Source organism: Tatumella sp. UBA2305 (genome assembly GCF_002345795.1).
Classification (GTDB): domain Bacteria; phylum Pseudomonadota; class Gammaproteobacteria; order Enterobacterales; family Enterobacteriaceae; genus Tatumella; species Tatumella morbirosei.
In genome coordinates, this window is the sequence record NZ_DDVT01000005.1 from 134,493 (window position 1) to 153,965 (window position 19,473).

A 19,473-nucleotide genomic window follows, 5' to 3' on the forward strand; every position below is an offset into this window, starting at 1 on the left:
AGAGCCAGACAGACGTAACCTGTTCGGGCCCAATCCCGAGTTATCATCCATATTTCTATAAAAAATCTCTTGCTTCTCTATAATTTTAGCTTGCTCCCACTATCCAGATGTTATACTTGGGGCGGCAGTAGTATCAGCATTGGGTAGCTGTAAACTCAAGCGGTAGCGTGGATGCTGATATACACTTAGTAAGCTTAGCTATAGTTATGTTAAATGCCCATACTCAATTACAACAATTAATCACCAATACTATGCCATAAAATCAGCGAATACATGGCCAAAAATTGTTACAAGTCCCAACCTCTCCTTCACCCATCACAGTTCCAGCTTTTAGCTTATTCAGGCTGTGATTAATTAAGGTTCATTAATGACATACCAATTAGAATCGACCTCCAACCTGATATTAAACAAACATGAGTTTAATAAGAAAAACAAAAAGTCTTATAACATTTGTTATGGAGTAGATAATAACTTTATTCTTGGGTGCGGAATATCAATAACATCAATCCTCATAAGAAACAGAAACCTTGATTTTACCTTTAACGTTTTTGTCGACAAGGTAAATAATGAACAATTATTGAAATTTAAAGAGCTAGCTGAGAAATATGATACATCCATAATAATTTACACTATCAATTGTGCTCATATAAACACCTTACCAACGACTAAAAACTGGTCAATTGCAACATATTTTAGATTTATTATTGCTGATTACTTTATTGGGGTAGAAGATTACATCCTATATATAGATGCTGATATAATGTGCAAAGGAGATATTACTGAACTCCTGTCATATAATCTGACTAATACTGTTGCAGCGGCTGTTCTTGATGTTGATACTACATTATGGAAATCCAGAGCTATAGCCCTGGATTGCAAAAAACTTGAGCATGGATATTTTAATGCAGGCCTGCTTTGGATTAACCTAAATGAATGGAGGAATGAGAATGTTACCACAAAGGCGCTATCATTACTTTCAGACAAAAAAATGGCTGGAAAACTCTCTTACCTGGATCAGGATGTGTTGAATATAATATTAATCGATAAAGTACGATTTATTGATTTAAAATATAACACTCACTTTAGCATTAACTATGAATTAAATAAATCACATACAAACCCAGTAAACAACACTACCGTTTTGGTTCATTACGTAGGCCCCACAAAACCATGGCATTCCTGGGCAGTAAACTACGATAGCAGCATTTACTTTAGACTGGCGAAAAACGAATCTCCATGGCGGAATACTCTATTACTTAAACCAGAAAGTTCAAGCAATACACGGTATTGTGCCAAACATTGCTTTAACCAGAGAAAATACCTTTCAGCAACTAAGTATTATTTAAAGTACTTCTATCTAAAGTTATTAAAAAGCAAATGAATATTAAAAATACTCTTTATAAAGCTAAATCAATCATATTCTCTACATCACTTAACTCACCTAAAACACAAAAGATATCTGGAGAAGTAAAAAAAATCTGCATCCTTTTGGTTAATGTAGGCCTGGGAGATGCCGTCATGTCAACATCATTTATAAGAATGCTAAAAATGAATGATAAAGATATTGATGTAATAATCACAAAACAGCTGGAATCTATATTTTCTGAAAACACAGACATTAGTAACATTATTACTTACGATAAGAAAACAACAAAAATCAGTCAGGAGTATGATTTAGTTGTCGATGCTTATAGTCACTGCAGCTGGTATTTCACATATAAATATATGCGTTTGCTTTCGTCAATAAACTTCAAATTCTTAAGTGGGTTTGATGTCAGAATACCAAAAAAATATAATAATAACTATATACCAGAGACAAGAAATATCCATATTACAGATTACTATAAATATATATCTGGTGATTTATTAAATATACAGGAATCTTTCCCAAAAAATTACTCTGTGTTTTTTTCAGAACATACAAAAGAAGTTGCCAATAACTTCATATCATCATTACCAGCAACCACTAAGAAAATTGCTTTTTGTCCTTTTGCCTCAACCGAAAAAAGGAGTTTTAGTGTATCACAAATAAATGAAGTACTTAGAAATCTCTCCAGTAATGATGACATTTCTATAATCTTACTCATGCCCGGGGATAGATTAAAAAATATTTCACCTACCACAAATTCATATCATTTTTCTTCACCTAACTTTATGAATTCAGCAGCCGTACTTTGTGGATGTGACTTTGTTATCTCTGTTGATACTTCGTTTGTCCATATTTCCAATAGTCATAATAAGCCGGCCATATTTTTTTATAGCTCAATATACAACCACAATTATAATGGTGACTTTCTTTGCGGACCCAATTATTCAAATATGCGACAAATTATTGAGGGAAAGGGTATAAACCACATGACAGTCGATGAAATTTTGAATCTCATACCAGAAGCCATAAGCCATAAGCCATGAGAAAAATTTAGAGCTGACTTCGATGTGAAAAAAATTCGTTTTACGGAGTTCCGTTTCGGCCCCAAAGCACATAGCCTTGCCGTTCGGTGAGCAACTGATAATACTGTCGGACTGCCGGGTAATCTGGTCGCTCCAGCGGAGTCTCATACCAGCGATTGACGGCCAACCCGACTGGAATATCTGCCAGCGTGAAATCATCACTGGCGACATAACTACCGGTTTTCTCCAGTTGTTGGTTGAGTATACCCATCGTGTAATTCCAGCCTTTACAGGCCGCAGCCAGCAATTGTGGATCCTGGTGACCAGGCGACTGACGGACCAGTGCGGTAAAAGCATACCTCCATGAGGTATTCAGTTCGGTCGCCTGCCAGTCCATCCACTGGTCAACCCGCGCCCGAAGTTGTGGTTCCATCGGGTAAAGTGCTTCGGCCTGCCGTGAATTTGCCAGGTAACGCAGGATGGTATTAGATTCCCATAACACAAAATCCTCGTCCCGGACCACAGGCACCATCCCGTTTGGATTCATCCTGATCAACTGCGGGCAACGGCTAACCTTGTCGTTCTCTCCAATATCTTCCCGCTGGTAGACAATATCCATTTCTTCACATAACCATAATACCTTGCGGACATTAATTGATGTCTCTTTCCCGTAAATGACCAGCATCCGCTATTCTCCCCTGTCAGCAGCCTACTCCCAGCTATCTGCCGGCCTGTCAGAATAAATATAATACAACCTGCGGCTCCCGGGATCGTAAATATAGCCATCCGCACAACCGGGACAATGTTTTGTGGCTGAAGGTCCACAGACCCTGACAACCGGCAGGGAATTTCCGTGGGGCATAGGCTCGCTACCAGAGTCAGTAGGATACCGGCAGCCCAACTCATCAGGCTCAGTCCCCCCGGTATAAGCGGTTAGTCGCAGAGCAATTTGCCAGCTATACTTATCCTGTTATTCATAAACTTAAATAAGGATCCCTGACGTTCATGGTGGAAAAAAAGCTCACACCCGACGGAGAGAATCAGCAGCCGGCCCCCCTTCTTAAAACCGGTAACCCGTCCGTTGACCGTTCAATCACCCGCGCCTCGGAAGGTATTCACTGGTTTCGCAAAATACCGGCGGTTGCACATTTTCTACGGGCTCTTGAACGTTTTAATGACCGGCTGGGAAGCCAGTTTGGTGCGGCTATTACCTATTTTTCCTTCCTGTCGATTATCCCGATTTTAATGGTTTCCTTTGCCGCCATCGGTTTTGTTCTGGCATCAAACCAAAACCTGCTTGCTGAACTGATAGAAAAAATTGTCAGTAGCATCAGTGACCCCACCCTGGCAGGAACATTAAAGAGCACGGTAAATACCGCTATCCAGCAACGTACCACTGTGGGTATTACGGGGTTATTGCTGGCGCTCTATTCTGGTATCAGTTGGGTAGGTAATTTACGCGAAGCCATACGTGCACAGTCGCGGGATGTCTGGGAGCGAACTGAGCGTGATCACGAAAAATTGTGGCGCAAATATATTCGTGACTTTATCTCTCTGACCGGACTTATGCTGTCGCTGGTCATTGCCCTGTCACTCACTTCAGTTGCGGGGTCTGCACAGGCAGCAATAGTGCATGCACTGGGTCTGGACCATGTCGACTGGCTACGTCCTGTGATGACCATTATTGCCCTGACAATATCTGTCTCGGCTAATTTTCTGATATTCCTGTGGATCTTCTGGATACTGCCACGCCACCAGCCACCGAAAAAAGCATTGCTACGGGGTACTTTGTTGGCGGCCATTGGCTTTGAAGTGATCAAGTTTATTATGACCATCATGCTGCCTAAAGTGGCTTCATCACCGTCCGGGGCGGCATTTGGTTCTGTGCTGGGACTGATGGCTTTTTTCTACTTTTTTGCACGCCTGACCCTGTTTTGTGCTGCCTGGATTGCGACTGCTCAGTATGAAGGCACATCAACGGAAGGTAACGACCCGCAAAACGGGTCTCAGGATGAAACATCTCAAAATGTAAGAGAAAATAAATTCAGTTAAAAACTTCACTCTGCGGATGTTTTTAATACAAAAAGGCCAGATTAAAGTGACCGACTCACTTTTTTTTGGCCTAAAATTAGTGGAATACTCTAAAAAAAACTCACCCCCCTACTGCCATATTTCAACAAACACAAATCTTCAAAAATTATCGACTTTTCAGCACCACATCCGCGCCAAATCTGGGAGTTTCTTGATTGAAGGCCATAAAACAGCTGCGTAATATGGTTCGTCCACTGTTACAAAAATAAGAATCTATTATTATGCAAAGCAGCAATACTGAGCCTTACCCGTCACCTGCAGAATCTCCCCCGGTGAATTCAAGAAGCAAAGTGCTTGTCGCCTCTCTGGTAGGTACCGCCATCGAGTTTTTTGACTTCTATATTTATGCGACCGCCGCGGTCATTGTATTTCCGCATATCTTCTTCCCTCAGGGGGATGCCACGGTAGCAACACTCCAGTCGCTGGCGACTTTCGCCATCGCTTTTGTTGCCAGGCCTATCGGCTCCGCCATTTTCGGTCACTTTGGTGACAGAATCGGCCGTAAAGCGACGCTGGTTGCCTCATTACTGACCATGGGCGTTTCTACTGTAATTATCGGGTTATTGCCGTCTTATTCGACTATTGGCGTTGCCGCGCCTCTGTTGCTGGCACTGGCCCGTTTCGGTCAGGGGCTTGGACTCGGGGGGGAATGGGGGGGAGCCGCTCTGCTGGCGACCGAAAATGCCCCGGCAAAAAAACGTGCCTTGTATGGTTCTTTTCCTCAGTTGGGCGCACCGATTGGCTTCTTCTTTGCCAACGGTACTTTTTTACTCCTTTCGTGGTTGCTGAGTGATCAGCAGTTTATGGACTGGGGCTGGCGTGTGCCCTTTATCTGCTCAGCGATACTGGTGATTATCGGTTTATACGTCCGTGTTTCACTGCACGAAAGTCCGGTGTTTGCCAAAATCCAGAAAGAAAACAAACAGGTCAAAGTACCCATCGGCACTTTACTGTCAAAGCACCTTGGCGCGACTGTGCTTGGCACATTCATTATGCTGGCGACTTATACGCTGTTTTATATTATGACCGTCTATTCGATGAGCTTCGGGACTGCGCCGGCGCCGATCGGACTGGGCTTCTCGCGTAACAGTTTCCTGTGGATGTTGATGATGGCAGTGATTGGCTTTGGAATCACGATCCCGATTGCCGGAATGCTGGCTGACCGTTTTGGCCGCCGTCGGACCATGATTATTATCACTTTAATACTGATTGGCTTCTCACTGCTGTTCCCGGCGATGCTGAGTTCCGGCTCGTCATTAATGGTGATGCTGTTCCTGCTGGCAGGTCTGAGCATTATGGGTCTGACTTTCGGCCCCATGGGAGCGTTGCTGCCTGAACTGTTCCCGACGGAAGTTCGATATACCGGGGCTTCATTCTCTTATAATCTGTCGTCCATCCTGGGTGCCTCTGTCGCTCCTTACATCGCCACATGGTTGAAAGCCGAGTACGGACTGTTTGCGGTCGGCTTATATCTGGGGACCATGGCTGTCATTACCTTGCTGGCACTCATTATCAGCAAAGAGACCCGCCATCAGACCTTATTTGATGCCACCTGATTCACCGGTTCTTCCCTGACCCAAGGGAAGAGCCTCTCTCCTGCCTCTGCTGCCCTGGTGATGCGAATACATTGTCAGTACTGACAGCAATTGTTATAACCTTTCCTTCTGCCCCTGCCTTGTAAGATTGAACAATGACTGTCACAGAAAGCCTGATTGCCTATACATTTACCGCTGGATTACTGACTCTGACACCTGGCCTGGATACTGCGCTGGTTCTGAGAACCGCCACTATTGAGGGGCGTAAGCAGGCAGTCCGTGCTGCTCTGGGAATCAATATCGGTTGTATTCTGTGGGGGTTCGCCGTCGCCTGTGGACTGGGCGCTTTGATAGCTGTTTCTGAACTGGCCTATGATGTGCTGAAGTATTGCGGAGCGGCCTATCTTTGCTGGCTGGGCCTGGAAATGCTGCTACGCCCGCGTAAAGGAATTACCAGCGCTGATAACAAACACCAGAAAAAAGACACTCACTGGCTGCTGCGTGGCATTACGGGTAACCTGCTGAACCCGAAAGTCGGTATTTTTTACGTATCCTTTTTACCACAGTTTATCCCACAGGGCCATTCACTGTTCTTCTGGACTCTGGGGCTGGTCGGGATTCATATGTTACTGGGAATTTGCTGGCTGATGACATTGATTGCTGCAACCCAACCACTGAGCGCTTTTTTCAAACGTCCGGCCGTCGTCACTACCATGGACCGTGCTACCGGCGCCGTTCTGCTGTCATTTGCTGCAAAGCTGGCCTTTAGTAAACGCTAACTTCATCTCACCGGACCATTCATAGAGTGGTCTGGTCAAAGGCAATAATTCTCTGCTTCTTCCTGCCTCATTTCAGCGACACAATAAATATTGCAGACAAAAAAACTGCCCCCCGAATACGGAGGGCAGTTCATCTGACAATATCTTACGTCGCTGATAGCGCAGGATTAGCCGGCAACAGCAATACGTTTCATGTCAGTCATATAGCCACGCAGTTTACTACCCACGGCTTCGATTGGATGGTGACGAATCGCTTCGTTAACATCACGCAATTGCGCATTATCCACCGCATTTCCACTCAGGGTTTCCTGGCCTAAGTCACCAGTCTGCAGCGAAGCCATAAAGTCTTTCAGCAACGGTACCGCAGCAAATGAGAACAGGTAGTTACCATATTCAGCGGTATCAGAGATAACCACGTTCATTTCATACAGACGCTTACGCGCAATGGTGTTGGCGATCAGTGGCAGCTCATGCAGTGATTCATAATAAGCTGATTCTTCGATAATGCCGGAGGCCACCATGGTTTCAAACGCCAGTTCAACTCCGGCTTTAACCATCGCAATCATCACTACGCCCTGGTCATAGTAATCCTGCTCAGCAATTTTACCTTCGAACTGAGCAGCGGTTTCAAACGGGGTTTTCCCGGTTTCTTCACGCCAGGTCAGCAGGTCTTTATCGTCATTCGCCCAGTCAGCCATCATTCCGGAAGAGAACGCACCGGAAATAATGTCATCCATGTGCTTCTGGAAAAGTGGCGCCATGATCTCTTTCAGTTGCTCAGACAACTCATAAGCACGCAATTTTGCCGGGTTGGACAGACGATCCATCATCAGCGTAATACCGCCGAATTTCAGGGATTCGGTGATAGTTTCCCAACCGAACTGGATCAGTTTTTCTGCGTAAGCCGCTTCTGTACCTTCTGCCACCAGCTTGTCAAAGCACAGTAATGAACCCGCCTGCAACATACCACACAGGATGGTCTGCTCACCCATCAGGTCAGATTTAACTTCTGCCACGAAGGATGATTCCAGAACACCCGCACGGTGACCACCGGTCGCTGCGGCCCAGGCTTTAGCAATTGCCAGACCTTCACCTTTCGGGTCATTTTCTGGGTGAACCGCGATCAGGGTTGGAACACCGAAACCACGCTTATATTCTTCACGGACTTCAGTGCCCGGGCATTTTGGTGCAACCATCACTACGGTGATGTCTTTACGGATAGTTTCGCCAACTTCAACGATGTTAAAACCATGCGAATAACCCAGGGCAGCGCCATCTTTCATCAGCGGCTGAACGGCCTGGACAACGGCGGAGTGCTGTTTGTCCGGAGTCAGGTTAACCACCAGGTCCGCCTGTGGGATTAACTCTTCATAACTACCCACTTTAAAACCGTTATCGGTCGCTTTACGCCATGATGCACGTTTCTCGGCAATCGCTTCTGCACGCAGGGCATAAGCAATATCCAGACCGGAATCACGCATATTCAGACCCTGGTTAAGCCCCTGAGCACCACAGCCGACAATCACGACTTTTTTGCCTTTCAGAAAGCTGGCGCCATCTGCAAATTCGTCGCGATTCATAAAACGGCATTTGCCTAACTGCGATAACTGGTTGCGCAGATTCAGAGTGTTGAAATAGTTAGCCATGGGTACTCCGGTTTAGTTGTGTTTATATTTATCAGGTATTCAGCGGCATTCATTGCATCACTGAGAATACCTCCATCATATGTCAGGATTTCTATTGCTTAAATTGATATATTAACAACGTCATATTGCAATAACTGCAATACATCACCGGGACAGGCAATGATGGATTTACGCGACCTGAAATTATTTCTTCATCTGGCAGAAAGTCGACATTTCGGGCAAACGGCACGAGCTATACATGTCAGCCCTTCTACGCTGTCGCGCCAGATTCAACGGCTGGAAGAAGAGGTCGGTCATCCGTTATTTGTCCGGGATAACCGCTCAGTTGCCCTCACCGAGGCAGGGGAGACATTCAGCCAGTTTGCCCGCCAGACCCTGCTGCATTACCAGCAGCTGCGACATTTGATGGATCTCAACAGCCCCTCTCTGAGCGGAGAGTTGCATCTGTTTTGTTCGGTCACCGCAGCTTACAGCCACCTGCCACCGATTCTCGATCGCTTCCGCGCTGAACATCCGCAGGTTGAAATTAAATTATCTACCGGTGACCCCTCGGATGCGGTGCAGAAAATCAGTTCGGGTGAAGCGGACCTGGCAATTGCCGGAAAACCTGAATCACTGCCTTCCGGGATTGCGTTCAACCCACTGGATGTCTTGCCGTTGGCACTGATTGCCCCGGCACTGCCCTGCCCGGTTCGTAGTGCCGTCAGCGAGGCAGACCCCGACTGGAGCAGTATTCCGTTTATCTTTCCTGAACAGGGACCGGTGCGGCGCAGTGTTGATCTTTGGCTGCGTCGTCGAAAAATTACCAACCCTATGATTTATGCCACGGTCGCGGGGCATGAAGCGATGGTCTCGATGGTCGCACTGGGATGTGGTGTGGCGCTATTACCGTTAGTCGTACTGGATAACAGCCCTGAACCGGTCCGTAACCGTATTATGTCGCTGCCGCTAAGTGATACCGGCGCCCCCCTGGAGCTGGGGGTTTGTGTGCAAAAAAAGCGGCTCGGAGAGCCGCTGGTGAATGCATTCTGGGATTTACTGTAATTACCGTCCGGCCAGAAAGAAACGGAACGCCGGGTTATCACTTTCATCATGAAAGTCATAGCCCAGGGCGGTCAGATGCTCAGCGAAGCGTGGTTCATTATCGCTCAGTTCAAAGGCCGCCAGCACCCTGCCGTAATCCGTACCGTGGCTACGGTAATGGAACAACGAAATATTCCAGTGAGTCCCCAGGGTTTGCAGGAATTTCAGCAATGCGCCGGGAGATTCCGGAAACTCAAAACTGTACAGCCTTTCCTTCAATGGTTTACCCGGGCGCCCCCCGACCATATAACGCAGATGCAACTTCGCCATTTCGTCGTCAGACAGGTCAACGACCTGGTAACCACCTTCGCTCAGTTGGCGAACAATCTCGCCACGTTCTTCCAGCCCACGGGTTAAGCGGACTCCAACAAAGATGCAGGCATTTTGATCATCGGCATACCGGTAGTTAAATTCGGTCACCGCGCGTCCGCCAAGGATCTGACAGAATTTCAGAAAGCTGCCCTGTTGCTCAGGGATCGTAACGGCCAGCAAGGCTTCTCGCTGTTCTCCCAGCTCACAACGCTCTGAGACATAGCGTAGACCATGGAAATTCACATTTGCGCCGGAAAGCACATGCGCCAGTCGCTCATCTTTAATGTCATGCTGCTGAATATATTTTTTCATACCTGCCAGTGCCAGTGCTCCGGAAGGTTCGGCAATGGCACGCACATCTTCAAAAATATCTTTCATCGCTGAACAGATAGCATCACTGTCCACGGTCACAATATCATCCAGATATTGCTGGCACAGGCGGAAGGTTTCATTGCCTATCCGTTTCACCGCAACGCCTTCAGCAAACAGACCGACCCGCGGTAAATCGACGGGTTCTCCGGCATCCAGAGCTGCTTTCAGACAGGCAGAATCTTCGGCCTCTACCGCAATCACTTTGATCTCCGGCATCAACTGTTTAATCACCACCGCCACACCGGCAGCCAGACCGCCACCGCCCACCGGCACAAAAATCCGGTCGATGTGCGCATCCTGTTGCAGTAACTCAAGAGCCAGTGTTCCCTGCCCGGCAATGACCGCCGGGTGGTCGAACGGAGGCACAAAGCTGTACCCATGTTGCTCTGCCAGTTCTATGGCTTTCGCTTTGGCTTCATCAAAGTTAGCACCATACAGATATGCTTCTCCGCCAAAAGCACGCACTGCATCTACTTTGATATCCGCAGTCGCCACCGGCATGACAATCAGAGATTTTATTCCCCGACGACTGGCAGAGAGCGCTACTCCCTGAGCATGATTACCTGCCGAAGCAGTAATCACCCCCTGTGCTCTTTGCTGTTCATTCAGGCCGGCAATCATTGCGTAAGCTCCACGCAATTTAAAACTATGAACCGGCTGACGATCTTCACGTTTTACAACGATGGTATTGCCGAGTCGCGCTGACAGTTTCTCCATTTTCTGTAACGGAGTGACCTGAGTAACCTCATAAACCGGAGAGCGTAAGGCGGCATGAAGATACTCCGCACCCGTAGGTGCGGAAGAAAGAGGTTTGGAAGCAGCCATGATCCGTTATCCTCCCAGCTTACTCTTATCGCGTACGGCACCTTTATCGGCACTGGTCGCGAGGGAAGCGTAAGCACGCAGTGCGAAAGAAACTTCACGCTGACGGTCATGCGGGGTATATGCCGCACTGCCACGAGCTTCTTCTGCCGCACGACGAGCTTCGATTTCTGTTTCGCTAATATCCAGGCTGATAGTACGGGCAGGAATATTGATATCGATGGTATCGCCATCTTTTACCAGGGCAATTGCCCCACCATTGGCCGCTTCAGGGGACGCATGCCCGATAGACAGGCCCGACGTTCCTCCGGAAAAACGCCCGTCGGTAATCAATGCACAGCTTTTGCCCAACCCCATCGATTTCAGATAGGTGGTTGGATACAACATTTCCTGCATACCCGGGCCACCCTTTGGACCTTCATAGCGGATCACTACAACATCCCCGGCAACCACTTTTCCACCCAGGATAGCTTCCACCGCATCATCCTGGCTCTCATAGACTTTCGCCGGTCCACGGAAGGTCAGAATTTCTTTATCAACACCTGCGGTTTTAACAATACATCCGTCCAATGCCAGGTTGCCATAGAGTACAGCCAGCCCACCGTCCTGAGAGAACGCATGCTCACGGGTACGGATACACCCCTGTTCACGGTCATCATCCAGCGTATCCCAGCGACAATCCTGAGAGAAGGCCTTGGTAGTACGGATACCTGCTGGACCGGCACGGTACATTTTTTTCACCGCTTCATCGGACGTCAGCATGATATCGTAGTTATCCAGGGTCTCACGCAGAGTCGTACCCAGGATGTTCGGAACAGAAGTATCCAGTAGTCCTGCGCGATCCAGTTCACCCAGAATCCCGATGACGCCACCGGCACGGTGTACGTCTTCCATGTGATATTTCTGAGTGCTCGGTGCCACTTTACACAGATGAGGAACTTTGCGGGACAACCGGTCAATATCAGAGATATCGAAATCGATTTCGCCTTCCTGAGCGGCAGCCAGCAGATGCAGAACAGTGTTCGTCGATCCGCCCATCGCGATATCCAGCGTCATCGCGTTTTCAAAGGCAGCCTTGCTGGCAATATTGCGCGGCAGTACAGTAACATCATCCTGTTCATAGTAGCGTTTAGTCAGGCCGACAATGCGTTTACCTGCGTTAATGAACAGCTGCTCACGATCCGCATGGGTTGCCAGCAGAGAACCGTTCCCCGGCTGAGACAGACCCAACGCTTCTGTCAGACAGTTCATTGAATTAGCGGTAAACATCCCTGAGCAGGAACCGCAGGTAGGGCAGGCTGAACGTTCAATCTGCTCACTGTCAGCATCACTGACATTCGGGTTGGCGCCCTGAATCATCGCATCCACTAAATCCAGTTTGATGATTTGGTCAGACAGCTTGGTTTTACCGGCTTCCATCGGGCCACCGGAGACAAAGATAACCGGAATATTAAGACGCAGAGACGCCATCAGCATTCCCGGGGTGATTTTGTCGCAGTTAGAAATACAGACCATCGCATCAGCACAGTGCGCGTTGACCATATACTCTACAGAATCAGCGATCAGTTCACGCGACGGTAACGAATACAACATCCCGCCGTGACCCATAGCGATACCATCATCAACGGCAATGGTATTAAATTCTTTGGCGACACCCCCGGCAGCTTCAATCTGTTCGGCAACCAGTTTACCCAGGTCACGCAAGTGAACATGGCCGGGAACAAACTGTGTGAATGAGTTAACAACTGCAATGATTGGCTTACCAAAATCATCATCAGTCATTCCGGTCGCGCGCCACAGTGCGCGGGCCCCCGCCATATTGCGCCCATGGGTGGTGGTAGCGGAACGGTACTTAGGCATGCTCTGTTTACTCCAGTCTGAAAATAAAATCGCGGACATTCTTTGTCCGCGTTATCTGTCGAATTATTATGGATTGACCTGATCCAGCCAACCCCATTTATCTTCTGTTTCACCGGTAAACAGGCCAAAGAACGCCTGCTGAATACGTTTAGTCACCGGACCACAGCGGCCTTCACCTACCTGAATTCCGTCAACACTGCGTACCGGGGTGATTTCAGCAGCCGTTCCTGACATAAAGACTTCATCCGCCAGATACAGTGATTCACGGGACAGAACCTGCTCGCGAACTTCAATACCCAGATCCGCAGCCAGTTTGATGATGGCATCACGGGTAATTCCCGGTAACGCTGAAGAGGTGAATGGCGGGGTAAACAGAATGCCATCCTTGACTTCAAACAGGTTCTCACCTGCCCCTTCAGACACATAACCATTCACATCCAGGGCAATACCTTCCTGATAACCGTGGCGGCGTGCTTCGCTGCCAACCAGCAGAGAGGAGAGGTAGTTACCGCCGGCTTTTGCTGCGGTAGGAATGGTATTGGCTGCCACACGGTTCCAGGAAGAAACCATCGCATCAATTCCCTGCTCCAGAGCTTCAGCACCCAGGTAGGCTCCCCAGGGGAACGCAGCAATAATCACATCAGTGCTGAAACCTTCTGGTGGGTTAACGCCCAGGCCGACATCACCGACAAATACCAGTGGACGGATATACGCACTTTTCAGATTGTTGACGCGTAAGACTTCACGGCAGGCTTCCATCAGCTCATCAACGCTCTGTGAGACAGGAAAGCGATAAATTTTGGCAGAGTCACGCAGACGTTGCATATGTTCACGGTGGCGGAAGACAACCGGGCCTTTGTGCGAATCATAGCAACGCACACCTTCAAAGACCGAAGTACCATAGTGCAGTGCATGAGACATGACGCTGACTTTGGCCTCTTCCCATTTAACCATTTCCCCGTTGAACCAGATAAACTCTGCTTTTTTAGTACTCATTTTTCTGTCCTTTTACGCTTCGGCGTGGATTTGTTGTGTTGTCTGTTGTGTAACCCGGACGCTGGTAACGTCCATCAGTTTGGTAAGTTGCGTTGTCAGTAAATCAACCGGACGCAGACTGGTTACGGTCATGGCGATACTGACCTGGAAACCGTCATGCGCCTGAGACATATTCATGGCACAGATGCGGAAACCCCGGTGGCGAACCACCCGCAAAATACGCTCTAATATTTCAGGGCGGGACTGCGCTTCGATAGACAATTGATGCTGGTTCATAAGGTTTCCTCCATCATATCGGCATTACTGGCGCCAGGTGGAACCAAAGGCCAGACGTTTTCATACTCATCAATGCTGACATGCAGGAAATAGGGACCGTCACTGTTCAGCATAGCGTCCAGCGCACCATCAATCTGGTCTTTCCGGCTGATTCTTTGTCCCGGGATACCGAAGGCACTCGCCAGGGTCAGAAAGTCCGGGTTATCCGTCAGATAAGTTTCGCTATAGCGTTGGTCAAAAAATAATTGCTGCCACTGGCGTACCATGCCCAGTCGCTGGTTATCCAGCAGCAGGATTTTTACCGGCAGTTTACGCCGTTTAATAGTACCCAGTTCCTGAATATTCATCATTATGGAGCCATCACCCGACACGCAGACCACAGGATCCTGCGGGCAGGCGACCTGCGCCCCAATCGCTGCAGGCAAACCAAATCCCATGGTTCCCAGGCCACTCGAGGTGATAAAGCGATCCGGCGCATCAAAGTCCATATGCTGGGCAGCCCACATCTGATGCTGACCCACATCGGTCGTCACAATAGTCTGCGGGGATTTTCGTTTTGAGAGGGTTTTTAATAATGCCGGGGCAAAAATGGCTTCACCAGGATGGTTATAAGCAGGAGAAAAATCCCGCTTCATCGCCGCTGTGGAACTTCGCCATTCTGCGATATCCATTGGCTGACTTAAGGCCGGCAACAACTGCTGCAGGCTTCCCTGCAAAGATACATGTGCCCTGCGCAGTTTATTCAGTTCGGCAGGGTCAATATCCAGATGGATGACAGCGGCATTCGGCGCAAAGGTATCCAGTTTTCCGGTGACCCTGTCATCAAAGCGTGCACCGACAGCAATCAGTAAATCGCATTCCTGAACCGCCAGGTTCGCCGCCTTGCTGCCATGCATGCCCAGCATACCCAGATAGGTTTCATCCTCAGCAGCAACAGATCCCAGGCCTTTCAGTGTGCATACGGAAGGGATACCGGTCACTTCCAAAAACTGACGCAGTGCCGGAACAGCCCCGGCAATTCCCACTCCACCCCCGGCATAAATCACCGGTTTCTTCGCCTGAGACATCAGCCGGCGAGCCTCGGACAGCTCACCTTCAGGCAATGGCATCATTTCAGCGGGGTGTGGCTGGCGCTCAACAAAGTCTGCGGAACCCAGCTGAATATCTTTAGGAATATCCACCAGAACCGGGCCTGGTCGACCAGAAGCTGCAATTTCGAAAGCACTGGCCAGTACCGCTGGCAGCTCTTCCAGTGACTGTACCAGGAAACTATGTTTGGTACAGGCCAGCGATAAGCCTAAGACATCAATTTCCTGAAATGCATCGGTACCCATGACAGCAGAAGAGACCTGTCCGGTGATAGCGACCACAGGCACGGAATCCATCATTGCATCGGCCAGTCCGGTAATCAGGTTTGTGGCTCCCGGACCAGAGGTTGCAATACATACTCCGGTTTTTCCTGTTGCCCGGGCATAACCAATCGCTGCCATCACCGCACCTTGTTCATGCCGGCACAGCAGGTGTTCCACACCTCCATCATACAGCGCATCGTACACTGGCATAATTGCCCCGCCCGGATACCCAAAAACGGTCTGAATCCCTTGTGTCCGTAATGCCTGAACTACCCACTGTGCTCCAGTCATCGCTATTCTCCTGCCTTATACTGGGAACAACAGAATTTTATGCCAGGTTTCATCTTCTGCTCCACATTAAAACACTGTAAGACCTTAAGACCAAAAAAAACCCCCGGACCTGTCGGTGCGGGGGTTCTCTTTCGATTAAGGCTTGATTTCTAAGCCTTTCTTTCTCCGAGTGCAGCCCCGCACGATGGTAGAATAATCACCACCACACTAATCACGACCAGGCTAATCACTCGTAGAAGGGCTTTCATAATAAGTACAATAATTCGCTTAATTCGAAGTAATGCCTAAAGAGTTACCATAGTTTTATGATCGGTGACAACTTTTTTCTGTGTTTAATTTCCATTTCAACCCGGCTGATTTTTTTAAACCACTGATAAGTATTAGTTATATGTAAAAAACATTTTTGGCGTTTTTTTTGGCAGAAAAACAGAGGGCCGACTGAAGGTGCTCACAGATTGAGCGAAAACCATATCCCTCCTGGTAGGCTGTTTATGCATCGCCCCGCAAAAATGGTCATTTTACCCGCAACATTTCCGCCCGGCGTTTTACACTGCTATTTAACACAAGGAGAGAATATGTCATTAGCCAGAGTAATGACCCGGGCGAGTATTGGCATTAGTGCCCCGTTGGTGACCATCGAAGCCCACCTGAGTAGTGGATTACCCGGACTAACCCTGGTTGGCCTTCCTGAAACTGCAGTGAAAGAAGCCAGAGAACGGGTGCGTAGCGCTATGATTAACAGCGGGTTTGACTTCCCCGCCAGACGTATTACCGTCAATCTTGCCCCGGCAGATATGCCTAAAGAAGGAGGTCGCTATGATTTACCTATCGCTATTGCGATTCTGGCCGCCTCAGAGCAGATCCCGGCATCATCTCTTATGCAGCTGGAGTTTTTGGGAGAACTGGCGCTGAATGGCTCTCTGAGAGCTGTCAGAGGGACTATTCCTGCGGTACTGGCCGCCCTGAATGATCAGCGAACCATGATACTCTCCCGGGCTAATGAAGCCGAAGCAGGGTTAGTCACCCGGGGACCCTGTTATGTGGGAGATACCTTACTCAATATCTGTCACTTCCTGCATGGCAAAAGTGAACTGCCAAAGGCTGAAAATAACCTGCCCGTCCCGCGTCGCCAGTACCCGGATCTGCAGGATATTATTGGCCAGCAACACGCCAGACGCGCACTGGAGATCACCGCTGCAGGTGGCCATAATCTGCTGTTGATAGGCCCGCCAGGAACCGGAAAAACAATGCTGGCAACCAGACTTCCTGGCATTCTTCCACCACTCAGTCGTGATGAGGCACTTGAGTGTACCGCACTGCTAAGCCTGAGTCGGGATATTCCCCCTGCAACACTCTGTACCGATCGCCCTTTTCGCGCTCCACACCATAGTTCATCGATGTTTGCTCTGGTTGGCGGTGGCTCGCTACCTCTGCCGGGAGAAATCTCGTTAGCTCACAATGGAGTATTGTTTCTTGATGAGCTGCCGGAGTTTCAGCGCAAATCGCTCGACTCACTGAGAGAACCTCTGGAATCAGGCATCATCGCCATTTCCCGGGCAAAGGCAAAAATTACCTATCCGGCGAGATTTCAGCTGATAGCTGCCATGAACCCTGGTGCCTCAGGGAGTTACGAAGGCATTCACCAGCGGCAGACACTCAGCCAGTTGCTACGCTATCTGAATCGCCTCTCGGGGCCTTTTCTGGACCGGTTTGACCTTTCCCTTGAAGTTCCCCTGTTGCCCCCGGGAACCCTTGCTCAGCAACGCCATGTAGCAGAGTCTTCGGCCCGGGTTCGTCAAAGAGTCATTAAAGCCCGGGAACTCCAGCAGAGAAGAGCAGGAAAAGTAAATGCGTTAATGGATAACAGAGAGGTCAGAAAATTTTGTCAGCTAAGCGTTGCAGATGCACAGTGGCTTGAACAGGCATTACTGGCACTCGGGCTTTCAGTCAGGGCGTGGCAGCGTATTTTAAAAGTTTCCAGAACTCTGGCTGACCTTCAGCAACAGCCAGATATTTCCCGACAGCATCTGCAGGAAGCTCTGAGTTACCGGGCGATGGACAGGTTACTACAGCGCCTGCATAAGCAGCAGTCATGACATGAGCTGCCAATAGCAGGCATAAAAAAGGGCCACAGGCCCTTTCTGATATTCTGTCTTAATCGTCGCTGTCATTAAACTCTTCGACAGTATCCATCTGCGGCTTACCACCAGACAACGTGTGGAAGCGTTTTGGACGTTTAATTCTGGCCATGTATTTAGACCAGACACGTTCAGCTTCCGTTTCCGGCTCACGTATACCCCGGCAAACTTCGACAAAGCGGCGTTCTTCTTCGGTCACTGGCTCACGCTTAGCAAGATCAAGTTCGTTGAAGGCAAAGCCATGACGCTCAAGTAACTGAGCTTCCTTAATGGTAAAATCACCGTGGCGTGAGAACCCGCGCGGGTAGTTTTTGTTATCAAAAAAGCGATTGGTTGTGGTAAAGCTATCCGTCATTTTACACGCTCCTAACTCTTTTATGGTCGTGTGATTTATGGCGCGGAGTATTAGATACGCTTGACAAAGTGTAAAACAAAAGATTTAAATCATTACGATTAGTATTTTTGGAGATGTGATTGTGGACACTGAATTGCTGAAAACTTTCCTGGAAGTAAGCAGAACACGCCATTTTGGAAGAGCTGCAGAAGCATTGTATCTGACTCAGTCAGCAGTAAGTTTTCGCATCCGCCAACTGGAAAATCAGTTGGGTGTAAATCTGTTCACCCGTCATCGCAACAACATACGCCTGACTTCTGCCGGGGAGCGTTTGCTGCCTTATGCAGAAACGCTGATGAATACGTGGCAAATTGCTAAAAAAGAGGTATCACTATCGCTCACGCACCATGAGTTGACCATTGGTGCCAGTACTGCGCTATGGGAGGCCTACCTGACCCCGTGGCTAAAGAGCCTCTATGAGACCAGAGAGAATCTGCATATCGAGGCCAGAGTCGCGCAAAGGCACCTCCTGGTTAAACAGATTCATGAAAGACAGCTCGATGTACTGATTACTACTGAAGCCCCAAAAATGGATGAGTTATCCAGCCAACAAATTGGCCATATTTCTCTGGCATTGTTCCGCTCGCGACATTCAGAGAAAAAGGAGAAATATCGCTATATCAAGCTGGAATGGGGTGCCGATTTTCATCAGCATGAGTTTTATCTGTCCGGTAACGAAGACACCCCGGTACTGACCACCACTTCAGCCCACATCGCCCGTGACTTGCTGCGTACCACGGAGGCCTGTGCATTCCTGCCTGAATACTGGCAAACACTGTACAAAGATCTGATCCAGGTGGCAGATACGGCTACCGTGATACGGCCACTGTATGCTGTCTGGCTGCAAAATAGTGATCAACAGTCAGCACTCAAACAGCTGCTAAAGGTTCCGGTAGTTTCCCGCTAACAGTTTCCGGTCTTCACATGGCATAACAGGTAACATGACCGGTGAAATCCGGTCAGCAGAGGGTACTGATAAGTGAATTTCAGGCAAAAAAAAATCCTTTGCTTAGCAAAGGATTGATTTTTCTGGCAGGGGCGGAGGGACTCGAACCCCCAACACCCGGTTTTGGAGACCGGTGCTCTACCAATTGAACTACGCCCCTAAATAGGGTGGCGGAACGGACGGGACTCG

The 19,473-nt window shown here is 48.6% G+C and carries 17 protein-coding genes and 1 tRNA gene; 8 read left to right on the top strand and 10 right to left on the bottom strand.

Annotated elements, in window-relative coordinates:
* Window positions 1–367 precede the first annotated feature (367 nt).
* Window positions 368–1,381, top strand: a complete 1,014-nt coding sequence (locus B3Z23_RS02990) for a glycosyltransferase (protein ID WP_294901408.1) — start codon at window positions 368–370, stop codon at window positions 1,379–1,381.
* Window positions 1,378–2,412, top strand: coding sequence for a glycosyltransferase family 9 protein (locus B3Z23_RS02995; RefSeq protein WP_294901410.1), 1,035 nt, complete (start codon window positions 1,378–1,380; stop codon window positions 2,410–2,412). The genes B3Z23_RS02990 and B3Z23_RS02995 overlap by 4 nt, the downstream gene beginning before the upstream one ends.
* A 40-nt stretch (window positions 2,413–2,452) precedes the next feature.
* Here B3Z23_RS02995 and B3Z23_RS03000 read toward each other — a convergent pair whose 3' ends face one another.
* Window positions 2,453–3,076, bottom strand: a complete 624-nt coding sequence (locus tag B3Z23_RS03000; RefSeq protein ID WP_294901412.1) for a glutathione S-transferase family protein — start codon at window positions 3,074–3,076, stop codon at window positions 2,453–2,455.
* 320 nt (window positions 3,077–3,396) lie between these two features.
* On the opposite strand from B3Z23_RS03000, the gene yhjD reads away from it, so the two are divergent.
* The 3 genes from yhjD to B3Z23_RS03015 all read left to right on the top strand — a co-directional run bounded on the left by yhjD (window position 3,397) and on the right by B3Z23_RS03015 (window position 6,796).
* The gene (gene yhjD, locus B3Z23_RS03005; RefSeq protein ID WP_294901414.1) at window positions 3,397–4,443 is read left to right on the top strand and encodes an inner membrane protein YhjD; all 1,047 of its coding nucleotides are present in this window, start codon (window positions 3,397–3,399) and stop codon (window positions 4,441–4,443) included.
* Between the two features lie 260 nt (window positions 4,444–4,703).
* The gene (locus B3Z23_RS03010; RefSeq protein WP_294901416.1) at window positions 4,704–6,038 is read left to right on the top strand and encodes an MFS transporter; all 1,335 of its coding nucleotides are present in this window, start codon (window positions 4,704–4,706) and stop codon (window positions 6,036–6,038) included.
* 134 nt (window positions 6,039–6,172) lie between these two features.
* The gene (locus B3Z23_RS03015; RefSeq protein ID WP_294901417.1) at window positions 6,173–6,796 is read left to right on the top strand and encodes a LysE family translocator; all 624 of its coding nucleotides are present in this window, start codon (window positions 6,173–6,175) and stop codon (window positions 6,794–6,796) included.
* Window positions 6,797–6,963: 167 nt separating this feature from the next.
* On the opposite strand, the gene ilvC is transcribed toward B3Z23_RS03015, so the two are convergent.
* Window positions 6,964–8,442 carry a ketol-acid reductoisomerase gene (ilvC, locus tag B3Z23_RS03020; protein ID WP_294901419.1) on the bottom strand — a complete coding sequence of 493 codons (1,479 nt, stop codon included), beginning with the start codon at window positions 8,440–8,442 and terminating at the stop codon, window positions 6,964–6,966.
* A 162-nt stretch (window positions 8,443–8,604) separates the two neighbouring features.
* On the opposite strand from ilvC, the gene ilvY reads away from it, so the two are divergent.
* Window positions 8,605–9,486, top strand: coding sequence for an HTH-type transcriptional activator IlvY (gene ilvY / locus B3Z23_RS03025; RefSeq protein ID WP_294901445.1), 882 nt, complete (start codon window positions 8,605–8,607; stop codon window positions 9,484–9,486).
* Here ilvY and ilvA read toward each other — a convergent pair whose 3' ends face one another.
* The 6 genes from ilvA to ilvL all read right to left on the bottom strand — a co-directional run bounded on the left by ilvA (window position 9,487) and on the right by ilvL (window position 16,054).
* Window positions 9,487–11,034 (bottom strand): threonine ammonia-lyase, biosynthetic, encoded by a 1,548-nt coding sequence (gene ilvA / locus B3Z23_RS03030; RefSeq protein ID WP_038015717.1) that lies wholly within the window; start codon window positions 11,032–11,034, stop codon window positions 9,487–9,489.
* A gap of 6 nt (window positions 11,035–11,040) precedes the next feature.
* The gene (gene ilvD / locus B3Z23_RS03035; RefSeq protein WP_294901422.1) at window positions 11,041–12,891 is read right to left on the bottom strand and encodes a dihydroxy-acid dehydratase; all 1,851 of its coding nucleotides are present in this window, start codon (window positions 12,889–12,891) and stop codon (window positions 11,041–11,043) included.
* Between the two features lie 66 nt (window positions 12,892–12,957).
* Entirely contained in the window at window positions 12,958–13,887 is a 930-nt protein-coding gene (gene ilvE, locus B3Z23_RS03040; RefSeq protein ID WP_038015719.1) for a branched-chain-amino-acid transaminase, read from the bottom strand.
* A 12-nt stretch (window positions 13,888–13,899) separates the two neighbouring features.
* Window positions 13,900–14,163, bottom strand: coding sequence for an acetolactate synthase 2 small subunit (gene ilvM / locus B3Z23_RS03045; RefSeq protein ID WP_038015721.1), 264 nt, complete (start codon window positions 14,161–14,163; stop codon window positions 13,900–13,902).
* On the bottom strand, window positions 14,160–15,806 hold the full coding sequence (ilvG, locus tag B3Z23_RS03050) for an acetolactate synthase 2 catalytic subunit (protein WP_294901426.1): 1,647 nt from the start codon (window positions 15,804–15,806) through the stop codon (window positions 14,160–14,162). The genes ilvM and ilvG overlap by 4 nt, the downstream gene beginning before the upstream one ends.
* A gap of 149 nt (window positions 15,807–15,955) precedes the next feature.
* Window positions 15,956–16,054 (bottom strand): ilv operon leader peptide, encoded by a 99-nt coding sequence (gene ilvL / locus B3Z23_RS03055; protein ID WP_071780145.1) that lies wholly within the window; start codon window positions 16,052–16,054, stop codon window positions 15,956–15,958.
* A 327-nt stretch (window positions 16,055–16,381) separates the two neighbouring features.
* Here ilvL and B3Z23_RS03060 point away from each other — a divergent pair, with 327 nt between their 5' ends.
* On the top strand, window positions 16,382–17,902 hold the full coding sequence (locus B3Z23_RS03060) for a YifB family Mg chelatase-like AAA ATPase (RefSeq protein WP_294901429.1): 1,521 nt from the start codon (window positions 16,382–16,384) through the stop codon (window positions 17,900–17,902).
* Between the two features lie 58 nt (window positions 17,903–17,960).
* Here B3Z23_RS03060 and B3Z23_RS03065 read toward each other — a convergent pair whose 3' ends face one another.
* A complete protein-coding gene (locus tag B3Z23_RS03065; RefSeq protein WP_038015729.1) occupies window positions 17,961–18,299 on the bottom strand; it encodes a DUF413 domain-containing protein in 339 nt (112 codons plus the stop codon).
* Window positions 18,300–18,420: 121 nt separating this feature from the next.
* Between B3Z23_RS03065 and hdfR the strand changes: the two genes are divergently transcribed.
* Window positions 18,421–19,245, top strand: coding sequence for an HTH-type transcriptional regulator HdfR (hdfR, locus tag B3Z23_RS03070; protein ID WP_294901432.1), 825 nt, complete (start codon window positions 18,421–18,423; stop codon window positions 19,243–19,245).
* Between the two features lie 123 nt (window positions 19,246–19,368).
* On the opposite strand, the gene B3Z23_RS03075 is transcribed toward hdfR, so the two are convergent.
* Window positions 19,369–19,444 (bottom strand) — tRNA-Trp (locus B3Z23_RS03075).
* Between the last annotated feature and the right edge of the window lie 29 nt (window positions 19,445–19,473).

Bases quoted from the DNA above. Each gene is read 5' to 3' on its own strand.
- B3Z23_RS02990 (WP_294901408.1), top strand. From the start codon at position 368: ATGACATACCAATTAGAATCGACCTCCAACCTGATATTAAACAAACAT.
- B3Z23_RS02995 (WP_294901410.1), top strand. From the start codon at position 1,378: ATGAATATTAAAAATACTCTTTATAAAGCTAAATCAATCATATTCTCT.
- B3Z23_RS03000 (WP_294901412.1), bottom strand. From the start codon at position 3,076: ATGCTGGTCATTTACGGGAAAGAGACATCAATTAATGTCCGCAAGGTA.
- yhjD (WP_294901414.1), top strand. From the start codon at position 3,397: ATGGTGGAAAAAAAGCTCACACCCGACGGAGAGAATCAGCAGCCGGCC.
- B3Z23_RS03010 (WP_294901416.1), top strand. From the start codon at position 4,704: ATGCAAAGCAGCAATACTGAGCCTTACCCGTCACCTGCAGAATCTCCC.
- B3Z23_RS03015 (WP_294901417.1), top strand. From the start codon at position 6,173: ATGACTGTCACAGAAAGCCTGATTGCCTATACATTTACCGCTGGATTA.
- ilvC (WP_294901419.1), bottom strand. From the start codon at position 8,442: ATGGCTAACTATTTCAACACTCTGAATCTGCGCAACCAGTTATCGCAG.
- ilvY (WP_294901445.1), top strand. From the start codon at position 8,605: ATGGATTTACGCGACCTGAAATTATTTCTTCATCTGGCAGAAAGTCGA.
- ilvA (WP_038015717.1), bottom strand. From the start codon at position 11,034: ATGGCTGCTTCCAAACCTCTTTCTTCCGCACCTACGGGTGCGGAGTAT.
- ilvD (WP_294901422.1), bottom strand. From the start codon at position 12,891: ATGCCTAAGTACCGTTCCGCTACCACCACCCATGGGCGCAATATGGCG.
- ilvE (WP_038015719.1), bottom strand. From the start codon at position 13,887: ATGAGTACTAAAAAAGCAGAGTTTATCTGGTTCAACGGGGAAATGGTT.
- ilvM (WP_038015721.1), bottom strand. From the start codon at position 14,163: ATGAACCAGCATCAATTGTCTATCGAAGCGCAGTCCCGCCCTGAAATA.
- ilvG (WP_294901426.1), bottom strand. From the start codon at position 15,806: ATGACTGGAGCACAGTGGGTAGTTCAGGCATTACGGACACAAGGGATT.
- ilvL (WP_071780145.1), bottom strand. From the start codon at position 16,054: ATGAAAGCCCTTCTACGAGTGATTAGCCTGGTCGTGATTAGTGTGGTG.
- B3Z23_RS03060 (WP_294901429.1), top strand. From the start codon at position 16,382: ATGTCATTAGCCAGAGTAATGACCCGGGCGAGTATTGGCATTAGTGCC.
- B3Z23_RS03065 (WP_038015729.1), bottom strand. From the start codon at position 18,299: ATGACGGATAGCTTTACCACAACCAATCGCTTTTTTGATAACAAAAAC.